Raw genomic sequence first — 17,171 nt, 5'->3', positions numbered from 1 at the left:
CACCACGCCCTCGCCGGTGGCGAGGCGGGTGGAGTCGGCCTGCGACAGCAACGGGTCGTTGGCCCGCGCCTGCCGGTAGGCGTCGAGCAGGTCTTCCGCATGGCTCGCGAAAGGCATCGCAGCCAGTGCCAGCGCGACGGTAAGCAGCTTCAAGCGCATGGTTACCCTGTGAGTGGAACTCCGAGAGCAACGCGAGAGCTGTCCGGGAACAGTTGAAACGTCCCGACATGTTACGGAAAGGGCACCTCGCGAACGAGATGATGGCGGGGAGGCCCGATCGACGAAATCGGGCGACTACCTGTCGCTTTGTAGGCTTAACGCATGGCGTTCAGACGGGCACGAAGTGAGTCCAGCATCAGGTCGTTGCCTGCGCCGGGTGACGTGCGCGCAGCCAGGCTCGATTCCGGTGTGCGCCCCTCGCCTGCCGATGCCGCGGTTTCCGCCGCCGCTCGGTAAGCATCACGGAACGGCACGCCTGCCACGGCGTGCTCTATAGCCACGTCGGTGGCATACATCGCCGGCTCGATCGCGGCGCGCATCCTGTCCGCCTTCCACTCGAAACGCGCGAGCATGTCCGGAAGCAGTTCGAGCGCGCCCAGGCCCATGGAGAAGCCGTGGAACAGCGAACCCTTCGAGAATTGCAGGTCGCGCTGGTAACCCGAAGGCAATGAGAGCAGCTGCTCGATCTCGGTGCGCGCCGCGGCCACGGTCGCATAGCTCGCGCGCAGCAGCTCCACGACGTCGGGATTCCGCTTGTTCGGCATGATGGACGAACCGGTGGTGTATTCCGCCGGCAGCTTCACGAAATCGAATTCGGCCGTGGTGAACAGCGAGAGGTCCCACGCCAGCCGGCGCGTGTCGAGCAACGCCGAGCCCACCGCGTCCAGCGCCGCCATCTCGAACTTGCCGCGTGACAGCTGCGCGTAGATCGGCGAAACCTGCATGCGGCCGAAGCCGAGTGCCGCCGTGGTATGCGCGCGATCGAGCGGCACGTTCACACCGTAGCCGGCCGCGGTACCCAGCGGATTGGCGTCGACCAGCTCCAACGCCTGACGGGCACGCAGGGTGTTGTCGATGAAGGCCTCGGCGAACGCGGCGAACCACATGCCCGTCGACGACACCACCGCGCGCTGGATGTGCGTGTAGCCGGGCATCGCCAACGCATCGCCGCCGGCACGCTCGAGGCAGACCTCGGCCACCTTCCGGCAAAGCCCTTCCAGCGCCGCCAGCTTTTCCTTGAGCCAGAGGCGCGTCGCCACGAGGATCTGATCGTTGCGGCTACGGCCCGTATGTACGCGGCGCCCGGCGTCCCCCAGACGCTCCGTCAGGCGGGCTTCGATGGCGGAATGGCCGTCTTCGAAACGATCGTCGAGCACGAAGACGCCGGCCGTGAAATCGCCGGCCAGCGCGTCCAACTCGCGCAGCAGCGCATCCCGCTCGTCCGCCGAGACCACGCCGATGTTCGCAAGCCCTTCGACATGCGCCTTGCTCGCGGTGATGTCGTGCAGGAAGAACTCGCGGTCGAGCACCACGTCGTTGCCGGCGAGGAAGCGCATGATGCGCGCGTCCACCTGGGTATCGGACTTCTGCCAGAGCGGCTGGGTCATGAGGGTTCCTTGCCGCTCAGCGCGGGATGGCGGTGAGCTCGTCGAAGCCGAGCGCACGGTTGACGTTCTGCATGGCCTGGGTGGCCGCGCCCTTGAGCAGGTTGTCCAACGTCGCGACCACGACGACGCGGCGGCCATCGGTCGACATGGCGAAGCCGCCCACGTCGAGGTGATGCCGGTTCGCCACGTGACTCACCCACGGGGCCTCTTCCACCACGTGGATCAGCGGTTCCTTCTCGAAGCGGGCCTCGAAGCGGCGGACGATGTCCTCCCGCTTCGCCTGTTTCGCGAGGTAGAGGTTGGTGGTGACGGTAAGACCGCGGAAATGCGGCGCGACATGCGGCATGAATTCCACCGGCAGGCCGAGGTGACGACTCGCTTCCTTCTCGTGCATGTGTCCGGTCAGCGAGTACGGCATCAGGTTGTCGCGCAGCTTGTCCGGGTCGTTGCGGTCGGACGGCGTGGTGCCCGCGCCCGAATAGCCGGAAACGCCGAAGGACACCGGCGGCGCGGCGAGTAGGTCCTTCACCGGCGCGATCGAGACCTGGATGGCGGTGGCATAGCATCCCGGGTTACTGATCCGCTTCTCGCCGCGCCAGCGATCCCGATATAGCTCAGGCAGGCCGTAATACCAGCGCTCGTCGAAGCGGTAATCCGCGGAGAGGTCCACGATGACAGTTGGCGCGCCCGCCTTGTCGATCGCTTCGACGAATGGTGCGGCTTTGCCGTTGGGCAACGCCAGCACCACCACGTCCACGCCGGCTGCCGCGACGGCCGCCGGGTCGAAGTTGCCGTACATGAGGTCGCCACGATAGGTGTCGCTATGGTCGCCCAGCCGTTGGCCATCGAGTTCCCGCGAGGAAACAAAGGCAAGCTCGAGATCGGGATGCGCGGCGATCAGCCGGATGAGTTCGGTACCCGTGTGACCACGCGCGCCGACGATACCGATGGTCTTCCTGGTCATGACGGTTCAGTCCTGCAAGGTGGGGACGCGCGAGCGGCTATGCGTCACGCAGCGCTCGATGTCGGCGAAGTTGTCCAGACCGTACCAGAACACGGTCCAGCGGGCCTGCTTGAGGCAGCCATCGGCTTCCATGTGATAGAACGGGTTGATGGCGTTGTCGTGGCGCGAGCGCCAGAACAGCTGGGGATTCGCATCGCGCATCACCTGCCAGACCGCGCGGCCCAGGCCCTCGCCCTGCGCGTCGTCGAGCACGGCGAACTTGTCCAGATAGGCGAACCCTTCCTCTTCGGTGAGCACCATCGCCGCTCGGTAATTCTCCGAGACGTAAAGGCGATAAAGCTTCGTCCGCTCGAAATAGCCGTCCACCAGCGTCCGGCCGAAGCTCGATTCGATGAGCTGGCGCATCCGCAAAAGGTCCACGTCGTCCCACGAATCGAAGCACAGCACGCGTTCGCCGCGGCGAACGAGCGTGCCCGATCCCTTGTGCGTGAACAGCTCCTTCGCCAACTCCGCCGGACGCGTGATCGACACCGACGAAGTGAGCGGCAGGTCGTCCAGCAGGTCCTTGATCTGCTCGATCTTCAGGCGCATGCCCGAATGCAGCCAGGGCTGTTGCAGCAGTTGCTCGTACTCGGTGGACAGGTTGATCGAATCGATCACGTTGCCATCGCCGTCGAGCAGGCCGCCGGTGCCGGTGAGGAACACGATCTTGTATGGCTGCAGCACGCGGACGAGTTCATTCGCGGCGAAATCGGCGTTGATGTTGAGGATCTGGCCAGCATCGGTTTCACCGAGGCTGGCGATGACAGGAATCGACCCTGCGCGCAGGCTCGCCTCGATCGGCGCGAGGTTGATATCGCGCACGCGTCCCACCAGACCCAGTGTTTCCTGGTCGAGGAAGTCGGCAGCGAAGACACCCGACGGCACGGACGTGGCACGTGTGCCCACTTCCTGCAACGCCTCGACCAGGCGCAGGTTCTGTGCCTGGAATACGCGGCGGACGATGGCCAGCGCCCCCGGCGAGGTCACGCGCAGGCCGTTCACTGTCTTCTTCTCGATACCGGCGGTGGCCAGCTCTTCGTCCAGTTGCGGACCCGCCCCATGCAGCACGATTGGCGTGAGGCCCACCTGCTGCAGGAAGGACAGCGAGGAGGTGAGGTCCGGCAACTCGTCGCGAAGCACGGCGCCGCCCACCTTCACTACGGCAAAGCGGGCGGCGTCCAGTTGCGCGAAGCGCTTCAGGTATTGCTGGATTTCGCGCGCACTGCCCATGGCGGACAGGAGGCGAACGATGGTTTTCCTGGTGTGCTTGTTAGAGTCCACTGTCGACGATCCGATGGATGGTCTGGGCGTAATGCGCCAGTTGATCGAGGGCGACCCACTCGTCGGCGCTGTGCGCCTGGGCGATGTCGCCGGGGCCATAGACGAAGGACGTGTACCCGGCCAAGGAGAACAGGGCGGCTTCGGTCCAGAAATCGACCGCGTTGCCGACCGGGATACCGAGTTCGTCGGCGAGGTCGCGTGCGGCCAGGCGACGGGTTTCCGCCGTGGCGGCGTCGCCCGCCGGCAGCGAATCGCCGCGGAAGGTTTCGCCGTATTCCACCGGGTACGGCTCCACGAGCGTGCGGAACGTCTCAAGAAGGCCATCCGCATCCATCGACGGCAGCGGACGGAAGCCGAAGCGCACGTCGGCCGTCGGCGCGATCACGTTGGCCTTGATCCCGCCTTCCACCTTGCCGATGTTAAAGCGCAGGCCGGTGAGCCCACCAAAGCGCTCATGCGACTGTGCCTGCACGTGATCGAGCGCAGCGGCGCCCCAGCGGATCGCCTGGTGCAGCGCGCTGTCCGACGGCTTCTGCTCGCCGGAAGCATGCCCCGCCCTGCCCTGGAAGCGCATCTGCACCGAATGGATGCCGCGATGCGCCAGCACCGCTTCGCCGCGGGTCGGCTCGGCGACGATGATCGCCTCATAATCGCGCGGTGTCTTCAGGAAGCCGTCGATGCAGCGCGCATCGTTGGCTTCCTCGTCGGTGGACAGCAGCAGGGCCATGTCGCCCCGTGAGGCGTTCGCCACGGCGACCAGCGCTGCCGCCGCGCCCTTGATGTCGCAGGAACCGAGGCCGATCGCGCGGTCCTCCGTCACGCGCAGCTCCAATGGGCCGGCCGTCCAGTGCGGCGAATCCGGCACGGTGTCGAGGTGCACGTTGAACAGGATCTTCGGCTTGCCGCGCACCGCGTAGAGATTGACGGCACCGGCACCGAAGTCGGTCACCTGCACGTCGAACCCGGGCAGGTTCGCGCGCAGGTAATCGAAGATGCCGCCGGTGCCGATCGTTCGTGGCGGGTTGCGCGTGTCGAAGCCGACCAATGCGCGCAGATGGGTGAGCGTGTCCTTCAGCAGGGCATCCATGGGTCGGTTCACTTCCCGTTCGCACGGTCGACTTCGGCCCAGAGCGTGGAGCTCATGCCGTAGAGCTTGATGAAGCCCTCCGCCTCGGCCACGCCCCAGTCGGCGGCCTGGGCATAGGTCGCCTTCGCCGACTGAAGGATGTTCTTCGACGCCACCTTTACCGCGTACACCGTGCCGCCGCGTGTCTCGATGATCACCTTGCCATCCACCTTGCGTTGCGTGGAGACGAGAAAGGCTTCCAGGTCGGCCTTGATGGGGTCGTTAAAGAAGCCCTCGTAGGCCACCTCGGTCCACTTGCGACCGATCTCGGGCTTGAAGCGGTTCTGCTGCTTCGAAAGCACGGTTTCCTCGAGCGCACGGTGCGCGGTGAGCAGCGCGGTGAGCGCGGGAGCCTCGAAGACGATGCGGCCCTTAAGGCCGATGTTGGTATCGCCCGTGTACATGCTGCGGCCCACGCCGTACTTCGCCAGCTCGCGGTTGAGGAAGCCGAGTATCTCCGGACCCGAGGCCGCCTTGCCGTTCAGCGATACCGCCGTGCCCTGCTCGAAGCCGAGTTCGATGCGCAGCGGTTCGGACGGCCATTCGGAACGCGGCGCGCACCAGGCAACGGCGCCCTCTTCCGGAATTTCCCACGCGTCGATCTCGCCGCCGGAAATCGTCACGCCGAGGACGTTCTCGTTGATCGTGTAGTGCTTCGTCTTGGCGCGGACCTCGAAACCCCTCTCCTCGAGGTACTTCTGCTCGTAAGCGCGAACCTGGGTGTGCTCGCGCTGGATCTCGCGGATCGGCGCCACGATGGTGTAATCGCCCAGCGCCTTCACGGTAAGGTCGAAGCGCACCTGGTCGTTGCCCATGCCGGTGCAGCCATGCGCGAAGAACTTCGTGCCGAGTTCGTCGCAGCGCTCGAGCGAGGCCTTCACGATCAGGTAGCGGTCGGACACCAGCAGTGGGTACTGTCCCTGGTAGAACTCGCCGGCCCAGATCAGCGGCGTGACGAAGCTGTCCCAGATGGCCTGCGCGGCATCGACGGTGCGGTGCGAGGCCGCCCCCAGCTCGTTGGCGCGCTGCTCGATGTACTCGCGCTCCTCGTCCGAAACACCGCCGGTGTCGACGAAGACGGTGTGCACGGCGTAGCCGCGCTCGATGAGGTAAGGAACGCAGAAACTGGTGTCGAGGCCGCCGGAGAAGGCGAGGACGATATCGTTGCTGGACATGCGGGCTCCGTAGAAGACGTTGGACCGAAGGGAATGGGACGAATCAGGATTGCGAAACGAGCGAGGCCATCACCGCTTTCTGAACGTGCAGGCGGTTCTCGGCTTCGTCGACGGCGATGCAGGCTGGCGAATCCATCACCGCGTCGGTCGCCTTGATGTTCCTGCGCAGCGGCAGGCAGTGGCTGAAGAGCCCGTTGTTGGTGAGCGCCATCTTGGCCTCGTCGACAATAAAGTGCTTGTTGGCGTCGCGGATCGCCTTCTCCTCGTCCCAGCGGCCGAAGTACGGGATAGCGCCCCAGCTTTTCGCGTAGATCACGTCCGCGCCGCGGTAGGCCGACTCGATGTCGTGCGACACCTGCAGGGAGCCGCCGTTCTCGCGCGCGTTGGCGCGGGCGAATTCCATGTAGCGCTCGTCGAGCACGTACTCCGGCGTGGGGCACAGCAGGGTCACGTCCATGCCCATCTTCGTCGCGACCAGCAGGGCCGAGTTGGCCACGGCCGTGTTCAGCGGCTTGGGGTGGTAGGTCCAGGTGAGGACGTACTTCCGGTTCTGCAGGTCGCCCAGGTGTTCCTTGAGCGCCAGCGCATGGGCCAGTTCCTGGCAGGGGTGGGTGATGGTTTCCAGGTTGATCACCGGCACGGTGGCGTATTGCGCGAAGGCTGCCAGCACCTTGTCCTGACGATCCACCGACCAGTCGACAAACTTGGGGAAGGCCCGCACGCCGATCAGGTCCACATAGCGTGAGAGCACGCGCGCCACCTCGGCGATGTGTTCCTCAGTGTCCCCGTCCATCACCGCGCCGACCTCGAACTCGATGGGCCATGCGTCCTTTCCCGGCGAGAGCACCACGGCGTGGCCGCCGAGCTGGAAGGCGCCTAGTTCAAAGCTGGTGCGCGTGCGCATGGACGAATTGAAGAACAGCAGCGCGATCGACTTGCCGGCCAGCTGCTGACCCTGACGCGAGCGCTTGAACTCCGCGGCCTGCTCGAGCAGGGCGTCGATCTCGGCGCGGCTGTAGTCCTGGGTGGAGAGGAAATGGCGAGCGGTCATGGCGATCCGGAAAGTGGAAGGTGGAAACGAAAAAACCCGGCACATGGCCGGGTTTTTTAGTCGATACGAATGAAACGCGCGCGACAGGCCTACCCGGCAGAGGGTCCGATGTACGGTCGACGAGCACGCGAGGTCATCCCTGCGGCCATACGGGCGCTGGTGAGGACGATCGCGGTGTAGACGGCGTGGGACACGGAGGAGCCTGACTGGGTGGAGCGGCGATCATGCCGGGATTTGGTGCGCTGCGCAACAGGGCTCTACGGGTAGGAGCGCGCCCTGCGCGCGACAGTTCTTCGCGGGGACCCCGAGGCCCGCGCGCCAGCTCCCGGATCTGGCCCTAAAAGATATCGCGCGCAAGGCGCGCTCCTACCCAAAACGGCTCAGTCCGCCGGCGATACGCTGACGCGGACGCGCAGGCGCTCGCCCGGGTCGTAGTTCAGGCGGGAGACGTAGACTTCGCCGCGGTAGCGGTATTCCACGTCATAGCCGGCGATGCGGCGCTGCTCGGACACCGTGCTCACGTCGCGGCAGCGGGTCTCGGTGCTTTCGTAGGAGCGGTCGCCGCGGTGGGAAATGTTGTTGCCAACGGCACCGCCGGCCACTGCGCCCGCTACCGTGGCCGCCTTGCGTCCGTCGCCCTTGCCCACGGTGTTGCCCAGCACGCCGCCGACCACGGCACCCAGGATGGTGCCCGCGGTGCTGCTACCGCTGGACTCCTGGCGGACCACCGGCTGGTCATAGCATTCCTGGCGCGGCGTTTCCACGCGAGCGACCCCGTACACGGGGTCGACGCGCAGCACGTCGGCCCATCCGAAATGGGTGTTGTCGTCGGGGCCGGAACCACCCGGGCCGGGACTGTAGCGGCCGTCCTGGGCTTGGGTACCGGTGGTGAATACCGCGAGGATGAGCGCGGGGATGAGCAGGCGAGACATGTAGGAGGACCTCCAGCCAGGCGCACGAGAGCACCTACTGGTGTGTATTTCATCAAGTTCACGCTGAATCCACGCTTAGAACCCAAGCGCGTAATATCGCTACCGTTGTCAACCGATTCCGCGGACGCGCGTAGGCGCTCCCCCGCGGCCGCCCGGGGCCTTGCCTGGAGCGTCCCTTGCTACTATCTCGGATTGGCCGAACGTCGCACCCCGCCTACGGATTCCCGATGCCGATCTCGCTCTACAACACCTTGTCGCGCCGCACGGAGGCGTTCACCCCGGTCGATCCACAGCGGGTGACGATGTACCTGTGCGGGCCCACGGTCTACAACTACATCCACATCGGCAATGCCCGCCCGGCGGTCGTCTTCGACGTGCTGGCCCGCCTGATCCGCCGGCATTACCCGAAGCTGGTCTTCGCCCGCAACATCACGGACGTGGACGACAAGATCAACGCGGCCGCCGCGGCCGCCGGGGTGCCCATCGCCCAGATCACCGAGCGCTATGCCGATGCCTACCGCGAGGACATCGCCCAGCTCGGCGTGGCTCCGCCGGACGTGGAACCGCTCGCCACCGCCCATATCCCCCAGATCATCGCGATGATCGAGCGGCTGATCGCCGGCGGCCATGCCTATGAGGCGGAGGGACACGTCCTGTTCCACGTCGAGTCTTTCCCCGAGTACGGTGCCCTTTCCGGACGCGATCCGGACGATCTGCTGGCCGGCGCCCGCGTCGAAGTGGCGCCCTACAAGAAGAGTCCTGGCGACTTCGTCCTGTGGAAGCCCTCCGACGCCACCCAACCCGGGTGGGACAGCCCGTGGGGCCGCGGTCGCCCCGGCTGGCACATCGAGTGCTCGGCCATGAGCGAGGCCCATCTCGGCGAGACGATCGACATCCATGCCGGTGGCGTGGATCTCACCTTCCCGCACCACGAGAACGAGATCGCCCAGAGTGTCTGCGCCCACGGTGGCAAACCGTTCGCGCGCTACTGGCTGCACAACGGCATGCTGACGTTCGACGGACGCAAGATGTCGAAGTCGCTCGGCAACGTGCTCCAGTTGCACGAACTGCTGCGGAAGCACTCCGGCGAAGCCCTGCGCCTCATGCTGCTGCGCGGCCACTATCGACAGCCGCTGGACTGGTCCGACACCGCGATGACCCAGGCCTTGCGCACGCTGGACGGCTGGTACGGGGCACTGCGTGACATGGCGGACGTAGACGCTGGCGAGCCCGTGATACCCGAGGCGGTGGAAGCTGCCCTGTGCGATGACCTGAACACGCCGCAGGCCCTGGCCGAGTTGTCGCAGCTGGCCGATGCCGCACGCCGTGCCACGGGCGACGCGCGCGCTCCCGCCAAGGCCGCCTTGCTCGGTGGCGGTGAGCTGCTCGGCCTGCTCCAGCAGGACCCCGAGGCCTGGTTTCGCCAGGGCAACCCCGGCGAGGCGGTCGATGCCGATGCCGTCGAAGCCCTGCTGGAGGAACGCCGGGCGGCACGCGCGGCGAAGGACTTCGCGCGCTCCGACGCCATTCGCGACCAGCTCAAGGAGTTGGGCATCGCCATTGAAGACGGCGCCCAGGGCACGCGCTGGAGCGTGGTGAAAGCATGAGCGCACCAGTCGAAACCAGCGCCCTCGACGCGCAGGCCGCCATCGCGGAGGAATTTGCGTTCTTCAGCGACTGGACCGAGCGCTACCAGTACCTGATCGACCTAGGCCGCCAGTTGCCGGCATTCCCCGACGAACGCAAGACCGAGGAGAACCGCGTGCACGGCTGCCAGTCGATGGTGTGGCTGATCCCGTCCGGCGACGCTTCGCGGATGCATTTCGACGCGGCCAGCGATTCGGCCATCGTGTCGGGATTGATCGCGCTGGTGCTGCGTGTGTATTCAGACCGCCCGGCGCGGGAGATCGTGGAGACCGAACCCGCGTTCATCCAGGAGATCGGGCTGGCCAAGCATCTTTCGCCCACCCGTTCCAACGGCCTGGCGGCGATGCTGGCGAGGCTGAAAGCCTACGCAGCGCAGGCCATATCGGCCAGCTGAGAAAAGCCCCGCGATGCGGGGCTTTTCGTTTCAGTCGCCCATCTGCTTCTGCAGATGTTCGCGCCGTTCCTGGGCATCCAGGGACAACGTGGCGATCGGGCGGGCATCGAGACGATCCACGCCGATTTCCTCGTCGGTCTCCTCGCAGTAGCCGTAGCGGCCTTCCTCGATGCGGCGCAGGGCCTTGTCGATCTTGGAGATGAGCTTGCGGTAGCGGTCGCGGGTACGCAGTTCGAGCGAATTCTCGGTCTCGCGCGTGGCGCGCTCGGCCTCGTCGCCCACGTCGCGGACTTCCTCGCGGAGGTTGTCCATGGTCTGGCGGGACTCCTCGACCAGTTGCTCGCGCCACTCCTTCAGCTTGTTACGGAAATAGGCGAGATGACGAGGATTCATGTACTCCTCGTCGTTGCCTGGCCGGTAACCCTTGGGCAGGTCGATGACGGTGGAAGCGGGCAGCGCATAGCGGCCATCTTCACGCGTGATGCCGTTGTCGGCGGTATTGGAGGCAGTGCTATTCATGCTGGCTTGCGCGGACTTCTCGTTTCTGGATGAGTTGGAGCCAGCCACCGCGGACGCTGTCCGGGGTGGCGTGGCGGCAACGGCCGATGCCGTGCGGCCCTTCGGGGACGCGACGGCGGGAGCGGCAGTTGCGGTTTTCTTCGCCACCGGCGCGGGCGCCGGGGCGGGCGCGGCCTTTACCGGCGCCGCTGATGTCTTCTTCACCGAGGCAGGCGGAGCCTTTTTCGCCACGGCGGGAGCGGCCTTCGTCGCCGCCTTAGCGGCAGGCTTCGGTGCTGCCTTCGTCACGGCCTTCGAGGTAGCGACCTTGGTAACCGGCGCCTTGGCCGTCGTCACGGGCGCTTTCTTGGCCGGAGCCGCCTTCGCGGGAGCTTTGGCAGCCGGTTTAGCGGCAGCTTTTTTCACCGGTGACGGAGCGGCTTTGTTCGGAGCGGCCTTGGCAGCCGTCTTCACCGGCGATTTCGCCGCGCTCCTGGCCGGCGCCTTGGTCGTCTTCACTCCGGCCGCTACCGTCCTGGCCTTCTTCACGTCGCCGGCTCCGCCCTTCTTGGCGGATACTTTGGCGGTTGCGGAACTACGAGCGTTTTTCGCCATTTCCTTCACCTCGGTGGCCGTGGCGGCGGGGTGTTATAGCCCAGATGCGTTACCCCAGCAACCCGTCATTCTGGGATACTGTCGGTTGGCCTACGCCGGTCGATACCGGACTCACAGTGACCCGCCTCCTCCTATTCCTGCTTTCTCTCTACAAACGGTGGCTGAGCCCGATGCTGGGGACCCGCTGCCGGTTCCATCCATCCTGTTCCGATTATGCCCGGGTTGCCATAGCGCGCTTCGGTCCGTTGCGTGGCGGCGTGCTCGGCATGTGGCGCATCCTGCGCTGCCAACCGCTATGCGAAGGCGGTATCGACCCCGTTCCGGAACATTTCGTCCTGCGCCGCTGCGGCGCCCAAGGAGCACATACCCATGACTGACGCCTGGCTCATCAAAAACGCCGAACTGGTCAACGAAGGACGGCGCTTCATCGCTGACGTCCGCCTGCGAGACGGAAAAATCGAAACGATCTCGCAGGGCCTGGAAAAGGTACGTGACGAAGAGGTTATCGACGCCACCGGGCTGTGGTTGCTGCCGGGCATGATCGACGACCAGGTGCACTTCCGCGAGCCGGGCCTCACCCAGAAGGCCGACATCGCCCACGAGTCGCGCGCCTGCGCCGCGGGCGGCATCACCAGCTTCATGGAAATGCCCAACACCAAGCCGCCGGCCCTGGACCGCGACTCGCTGGAAGCCAAGTACGCGCGCGCCGCCGAGACTTCGGTGGTGAACTACGCCTTCTACCTCGGCGCGAGCAACGATAACCTCGAGGCGATCCGCACCCTCGATCCGAAGAGCGCGCCTGGCATCAAGGTGTTCATGGGTGCCTCCACGGGCAACATGCTGGTGGACGATCCGGAAACGCTGGACCACATCTTCCGCGACGCGCCCACGCCGATCATCACGCACTGCGAGGATACGCCGATGATCGATGCGAACCTCGCAAAGGCGCACGAGAAGTATGGTGAGGACATTCCCGCCTGGGAACACCCGCACATCCGCTCGCGCGAGGCCTGCATCAAGTCGACGCGCCTCGCCATATCGCTTGCGAAAAAGCACAACACCCGACTCCACGTATTGCACATCTCCACTGCCGACGAACTCGCCCTTTTTGAGCCGGGCCCGATCGAGGGCAAGCGGATCACGGCCGAAACCTGCGTGCACTTCCTTCATTTCGGCGGAAAGGCCGATTACGACCAGAAGGGTTTCCTGATCAAGTGCAACCCGGCGATCAAGGACGAAGCCGATCGCGAGGCGATCACCAGGGCCCTGGCCGAAGGCCGCCTCGACGTCCTCGCCACCGACCATGCGCCACACCTGCTCGAAGAGAAGGCGCAGAAGTACGACAAGGCGCCGTCCGGCCTGCCCCTGGTGCAGTTTGCCCTGCAGGCGGCGCTGGAGCGCGTGTTCGCGGGCAAGCTCACGCTCGAGCGCGTGGTAGAGGCCGTCTGCCACGCCCCGGCGAAATTGTTCGACGTGGACAAGCGCGGCTTCCTCCGCGAAGGCTACGCCGCCGACCTCGTGCTGGTGGATCCGCGGCGGAAGCACACCGTCACCCGCGAGGAAGTGCTGTCGAAATGCGGATGGTCGCCGTTCGAAGGCACTACCTTCAGCAGCCGCATCGCGTCCACCTTCGTCAACGGGCAGCGCGTGTTCGACGGCAGGATGGTGGACGAATCCATCCGCGGCCAGCGGTTGGCTTTCGATCGATGAGAAAATTCGCATGCGCGCTGGGCGCGCTCACGGTGTCCGCGTCCGCGGTGGCCGCCACCGCCACCCTGCCCGCCAGCGTGTCCCAGGGCGCGCTAGTCATCGGGCACACGTCGCCAGGCGTGGGCGTGACCGTGACGGGCAAACCGGTACATGTGGGCGACGACGGCGTCTTCGTCTTCGGCGTCAGCCGCGACGAGAAAGGTCCCATCGACGTCACGCTCGGCAGGGACAGGCGTAGCGTAGCGGTTACCCCGCGCGACTGGCCGGTCGAACGCGTGGACGGCGTGCCACCCAAGACGGTGAATCCGCCGCCGGCCATTGCGGCGCGTATCGCCCGCGAGCAGGCGGAAGTGGTGGCCGCACGCGATCGCGACGACTCACGGGAAGATTTCGCCAGGGGTTTCGCCTGGCCGGTGACGGGTCGTATCAGCGGCCGCTTCGGCAACCAGCGCATCTACAACGGCGATCCGAAAGCGCCGCACTCGGGCATGGACATCGCAGTGCCCGAAGGCACACCGGTAAAGGCGCCCGCCGATGGCGTGATCACCTTCGCGAAGCCCGGCCTCTACCTCACCGGCGGCACGCTGCTGCTCGACCACGGCTTCGGCCTGTCGTCGAACTTCCTGCACCTGTCGCGGATCGATGTGAAGGTGGGCCAACACGTGCGCCAGGGCCAGGTCCTCGGCGCGGCAGGCAAGACCGGCCGAGCAACCGGGCCGCACCTGCACTGGGGGTTCAACTGGTTCGGGGTACGCCTGGATCCCCTGCTGCTACCGGGGATCCGGTAGCAGCGCGCCCTGCGCGCGACGCCTTTGGGGCTATGCGCAACAGGGTTGTTGTTCTTCGCGAAAAGCCGTCGCGCGCAGGGCGCGCTCCTACAGCCTACTCAGCGGACCTTCGACGCGAAAGCCACCGCGTCGTGCGGGTGCAGGCTTTCGTGGTGGGCCACGCGCAGGTGGAAGTCGGCGATGCTGGGATCGATCGACAGCGCCTTCTGGATGCGCCGCGCGGCGTCTTCGCAGAACATCAGGTTCTGGCCATTGGCGAGCGCGAAGGCCTGCTCGTCGGCGCGCTTGACCGCCGTCTGCACCGGCGTGCCCAGCGCGGCTTCCACGTTGTCGATCATGCCGATCAGCGGGAACACGCCCTCGCCCACCGGCCTCACGCGGATGGTGGCAGTGCTGCGCTGGGCATGCGGCGTGGCGACGATGCCCTGCTCGGTGCCCAGCCACGCGAGAATCGTCTCGCGATCCAAGGCCTGGTCGGCAGAGAACGTTTTCGCGAAATTGTCCTGGATCAACTGGCGGGACAGTGCCGCGGAAGCGGGACAGGTGGACGAATACACCACATCGGTGGTGATCTCGACGCGGAAAGTGCCACCGGTGAGCGTGGCGTCGATCGTGATCGGATAGGCGCGCCAGCCGCTGTTGTCGCTACGCAGCGACCGGCGCTGCACCAGGTGCTCGAAACCGATAGTGAGGCGCGCATGATCGGACAACCCCTCGTGCGAGGCCAGGAACGATTCCAGCAGGGCGCGGATGCTCGCGGTGGTGAGCGGACCGGCCGACAGCACGTCCGATACCAGGAGGTATAGCCTCGACATGTGGATCCCGCGGGCCTCGGGCTTCACGAGGTTCACGAAAGCCCCGACCCGGGCACCAGTATCACGGACATCGCCGTCGCCGGCATCGAACGCCACCGGCATTTCCATGCCATCCATGCCTACCCAGTCGAGGGTACCGATGGCCAGGGCATGCTCCTGCGAAGCGACATCGGGAAGCAGGCGGGTGGGAGAATCGTGGATGTACATCAGGAATTTCCTTGGGACGTGCCGTTATCCGGCTTACCGTGACCCACATGGGGTCCGGGGGAAGTGGCTCAATGCTTAGTGCCGGAAAACGGTCCGTTCAGCCAAATCGTGCTGCATGACGGGCGGAGAGCCATGCCCGGACTGCCGTGGCCGGCCCGGAGCGCGACTGGCGCCGGTGCAGTTCCGCAAGGGGCTCTGCGGCCCTGGCCGCCGCGGAGGCCGTGGAGAGCGCCGTGCGGCCTTCCAGGCCACGGAAGGTGCTTAGGGGCTCGCCAAGCGCGAGCGCCTTGCGCAGGCTCCCGGCCAACTCCGCGAGTTGTTCCCGCAAGGCCTCGCGGCGTGCCGGGGAATCGTCCTTCAGCTGCCCACGCGACAGGCCGTGGCGAGCCAGGCGTGCCATCGGCAGGGGCAGGCGCTCACGTTCCGCATCCAGTTCAAGCCGGGACAGGGCGAACACCAGGTGCGACAAGGTCGCGATGCGGGCGGCGGATTCCGTGGGAGCGGCCTCGCCGAACCACCATGCGTTCTCGAGCGCGGCCAGGGCGGCATGGAGCCCGCGCGAAGCCCCCACTTGGGCCGCAAAATCCGACGCCGTGCCCTGCTCCAGTTGGGCCATCGCCGCGAGCACCGGCGCCAGCCAGAAGGTGGCCGGAATGGCGCGGGCGCGTTCGCTCGCGAATAATGCCTGCGTGAGTGGATGCCGGCCGCCGCTCGCTGCCGCGCCGGACAGTTCCTCCGCCCACCATTGCAGCTTGGCCGCAGCCACCTGCGGCTCGCGGATGCCGTAGGCCGATGCAATAAGCTCCTGTTCCAGCGCGGCCAGCGCCGCGCGCTCGTCGCGCACGCGCTCGTCGACGAAACCCAGGGCGATCCGTTGCTGTGGCTGCACCGCCAGCCACTTGTCCACGTAGCTCCGGGTCGCGCCTTCGCTCACGCCGCGACCTCGCCCACGCCGAGCAGGGCGGCAAGCTCGTCGGCGTTGTCGAGCACGGCGTCGGCTCCCCAGCTTTCCGGATCGCCGCCGTCGAGGTAGCCCCAGCGCACCGCCACGGTGTACATGCCCGCTGCATTGCCGGCGACAATGTCGCGGCGGTCATCGCCGACAAACACCGAGCGCGTGGGATCGCAACCTGCGAGCGTGGCGGCGTGCAGGACGGGTGCTGGATCCGGCTTCTTCACCGGAAGGGTATCGCCCGAGACGACCGCGGCGGGTTTCCAGCGCGGCACGGCCATCGGCAACAGGGCATCAGTGAGGAACCCCGGCTTGTTGGTCACGATGCCCCAGCGAACACCGGAGGCATCGAGGCCGGCGAGCATCGCCTCTATCCCGTCGAACGGCACCGTATGACTGGCCATGCCCGCCTCGTAGATTTCGAGGTAGCGCGGCACCAGCTTCAGGATTGCTTCGTCGTCCGCACCGGGGAAGCCGGCGCCGATGATCGCGCGGGAGCCACGGGAGACCACGGAGCGCACCCGGTCGTAGGGCGGTGGTTCGAGGCCGTGCTCGGCGCAGAGCACCAGCAGGCCCGCATAAAGATCGGGCGCGCTGTCGAGCAGCGTGCCGTCGAGGTCGAAGAACGCACCCTGGGGCTTGAACGGAAGCACGCTCATGCGACCTTCCTCGCCGAGAGCACGTAGTTCACCGACGTATTCGTCGACAGGCTGGCGTTGCGCGTGAGCGGGTTGTACGACAGGCCCCGCAGGTCTTCCAGCTCCAGCCCGAAGCGGCGCAGCATCGACGCGACTTCGGATGGCTTCAGGAACTGTGCGTAATGGTGCGTACCGCGAGGCAGCAGGCGCATGAGGTATTCCGCGCCGACAATGGCTGCGCCGAACGCGGCCGGCGTGCGATTGAGGGTGGAGAGGAACAGCTGGCCACCCGGCTTGAGCATGGCCGACAGATCGCGCACCAGCGCCAGCGGGTCTGGCACGTGCTCGATCATCTCCATGCAACACACGGCGTCGAACGACGCCGGCTCGGCCTCGGATAATTCCGTGGAGGACTGCACACGGTAATCGACCTGGAGGTTCGATTCGAACAGGTGCAGCTTCGCGATCTGGATCAGCTTCTCGCCAAGATCGATCGCCGTGACGTTCGCCCCGGCACGCGCCAGCGCCTCGCTGAGCAGCCCGCCGCCGCAACCCACGTCCACCACCTTCGCGCTGCGAAGGTTCGTGCGGCCGGCGATGTAGGCCGCACGCACGGGATTGAGGTCGTGCAACGGGCGCGATTCGCCGTCGGGATCCCACCAGCGCCCGGCGAGCTTCTCGAAGCGCGCGATTTCTTCCGCGCTGACATTGGCCTGGTTCTGCATGGCG

17 protein-coding genes are annotated in these 17,171 nt (G+C 66.2%); 5 read left to right on the top strand and 12 right to left on the bottom strand.

Annotated elements, in window-relative coordinates; translation table 11 throughout:
• Positions 1 to 314 precede the first annotated feature (314 nt).
• The 7 genes from VGM71_RS14685 to VGM71_RS14655 form a co-directional block, all read right to left on the bottom strand.
• Complete coding sequence (locus tag VGM71_RS14685) at positions 315 to 1,607, bottom strand: argininosuccinate lyase (protein ID WP_331546455.1); 1,293 nt, start codon at positions 1,605 to 1,607, stop codon at positions 315 to 317.
• Between the two features lie 16 nt (positions 1,608 to 1,623).
• A complete protein-coding gene (argC, locus tag VGM71_RS14680) occupies positions 1,624 to 2,571 on the bottom strand; it encodes an N-acetyl-gamma-glutamyl-phosphate reductase (protein WP_331546453.1) in 948 nt (315 codons plus the stop codon).
• Positions 2,572 to 2,577: 6 nt separating this feature from the next.
• A complete protein-coding gene (locus tag VGM71_RS14675; RefSeq protein ID WP_331546451.1) occupies positions 2,578 to 3,894 on the bottom strand; it encodes an acetylglutamate kinase in 1,317 nt (438 codons plus the stop codon).
• Positions 3,884 to 4,981, bottom strand: a complete 1,098-nt coding sequence (locus VGM71_RS14670; protein WP_331546461.1) for an acetylornithine deacetylase — start codon at positions 4,979 to 4,981, stop codon at positions 3,884 to 3,886. The genes VGM71_RS14675 and VGM71_RS14670 overlap by 11 nt, the downstream gene beginning before the upstream one ends.
• Before the next feature lie 8 nt (positions 4,982 to 4,989).
• Positions 4,990 to 6,195: an argininosuccinate synthase gene (locus tag VGM71_RS14665; protein WP_331546449.1), complete on the bottom strand. Its 1,206-nt coding sequence runs from the start codon at positions 6,193 to 6,195 to the stop codon at positions 4,990 to 4,992.
• A 43-nt stretch (positions 6,196 to 6,238) separates the two neighbouring features.
• Positions 6,239 to 7,246 carry an N-acetylornithine carbamoyltransferase gene (locus tag VGM71_RS14660; RefSeq protein WP_331546447.1) on the bottom strand — a complete coding sequence of 336 codons (1,008 nt, stop codon included), beginning with the start codon at positions 7,244 to 7,246 and terminating at the stop codon, positions 6,239 to 6,241.
• 380 nt (positions 7,247 to 7,626) lie between these two features.
• Positions 7,627 to 8,178, bottom strand: coding sequence for a glycine zipper 2TM domain-containing protein (locus VGM71_RS14655; protein ID WP_331546445.1), 552 nt, complete (start codon positions 8,176 to 8,178; stop codon positions 7,627 to 7,629).
• A 227-nt stretch (positions 8,179 to 8,405) separates the two neighbouring features.
• Between VGM71_RS14655 and cysS the strand changes: the two genes are divergently transcribed.
• Positions 8,406 to 9,785, top strand: a complete 1,380-nt coding sequence (cysS, locus tag VGM71_RS14650; RefSeq protein WP_331546443.1) for a cysteine--tRNA ligase — start codon at positions 8,406 to 8,408, stop codon at positions 9,783 to 9,785.
• On the top strand, positions 9,782 to 10,219 hold the full coding sequence (locus tag VGM71_RS14645; RefSeq protein ID WP_331546441.1) for a SufE family protein: 438 nt from the start codon (positions 9,782 to 9,784) through the stop codon (positions 10,217 to 10,219). The genes cysS and VGM71_RS14645 overlap by 4 nt, the downstream gene beginning before the upstream one ends.
• A gap of 30 nt (positions 10,220 to 10,249) precedes the next feature.
• On the opposite strand, the gene dksA is transcribed toward VGM71_RS14645, so the two are convergent.
• Positions 10,250 to 11,332, bottom strand: coding sequence for an RNA polymerase-binding protein DksA (gene dksA, locus VGM71_RS14640; protein WP_414675142.1), 1,083 nt, complete (start codon positions 11,330 to 11,332; stop codon positions 10,250 to 10,252).
• Positions 11,333 to 11,502: 170 nt separating this feature from the next.
• Here dksA and yidD point away from each other — a divergent pair, with 170 nt between their 5' ends.
• From yidD to VGM71_RS14625, 3 genes are read left to right on the top strand one after another with little or no spacing between them, the layout of a single operon-like run.
• A complete protein-coding gene (yidD, locus tag VGM71_RS14635; RefSeq protein ID WP_331546459.1) occupies positions 11,503 to 11,709 on the top strand; it encodes a membrane protein insertion efficiency factor YidD in 207 nt (68 codons plus the stop codon).
• The gene (locus VGM71_RS14630) at positions 11,702 to 13,042 is read left to right on the top strand and encodes a dihydroorotase (RefSeq protein ID WP_331546437.1); all 1,341 of its coding nucleotides are present in this window, start codon (positions 11,702 to 11,704) and stop codon (positions 13,040 to 13,042) included. Before yidD ends, VGM71_RS14630 begins: the two co-directional genes overlap by 8 nt.
• Entirely contained in the window at positions 13,039 to 13,830 is a 792-nt protein-coding gene (locus tag VGM71_RS14625) for a M23 family metallopeptidase (protein ID WP_331546435.1), read from the top strand. The genes VGM71_RS14630 and VGM71_RS14625 overlap by 4 nt, the downstream gene beginning before the upstream one ends.
• Before the next feature lie 98 nt (positions 13,831 to 13,928).
• Here the strand turns inward: VGM71_RS14625 and folE2 are convergent, their stop codons facing one another.
• The 4 genes from folE2 to ubiG all read right to left on the bottom strand — a co-directional run bounded on the left by folE2 (position 13,929) and on the right by ubiG (position 17,167).
• Positions 13,929 to 14,852 carry a GTP cyclohydrolase FolE2 gene (folE2, locus tag VGM71_RS14620; protein WP_331546433.1) on the bottom strand — a complete coding sequence of 308 codons (924 nt, stop codon included), beginning with the start codon at positions 14,850 to 14,852 and terminating at the stop codon, positions 13,929 to 13,931.
• 97 nt (positions 14,853 to 14,949) lie between these two features.
• The gene (locus VGM71_RS14615; protein ID WP_331546431.1) at positions 14,950 to 15,786 is read right to left on the bottom strand and encodes a squalene/phytoene synthase family protein; all 837 of its coding nucleotides are present in this window, start codon (positions 15,784 to 15,786) and stop codon (positions 14,950 to 14,952) included.
• Complete coding sequence (locus VGM71_RS14610) at positions 15,783 to 16,463, bottom strand: HAD family hydrolase (RefSeq protein WP_331546429.1); 681 nt, start codon at positions 16,461 to 16,463, stop codon at positions 15,783 to 15,785. The genes VGM71_RS14615 and VGM71_RS14610 overlap by 4 nt, the downstream gene beginning before the upstream one ends.
• A complete protein-coding gene (ubiG, locus tag VGM71_RS14605) occupies positions 16,460 to 17,167 on the bottom strand; it encodes a bifunctional 2-polyprenyl-6-hydroxyphenol methylase/3-demethylubiquinol 3-O-methyltransferase UbiG (protein WP_331546427.1) in 708 nt (235 codons plus the stop codon). The genes VGM71_RS14610 and ubiG overlap by 4 nt, the downstream gene beginning before the upstream one ends.
• Positions 17,168 to 17,171: the final 4 nt, after the last annotated feature.

Source organism: Luteibacter sp., assembly GCF_036499525.1.
In the GTDB taxonomy this organism is placed as follows: domain Bacteria; phylum Pseudomonadota; class Gammaproteobacteria; order Xanthomonadales; family Rhodanobacteraceae; genus Luteibacter.
This window is presented reverse-complemented; position numbering and strand designations above follow the sequence as displayed.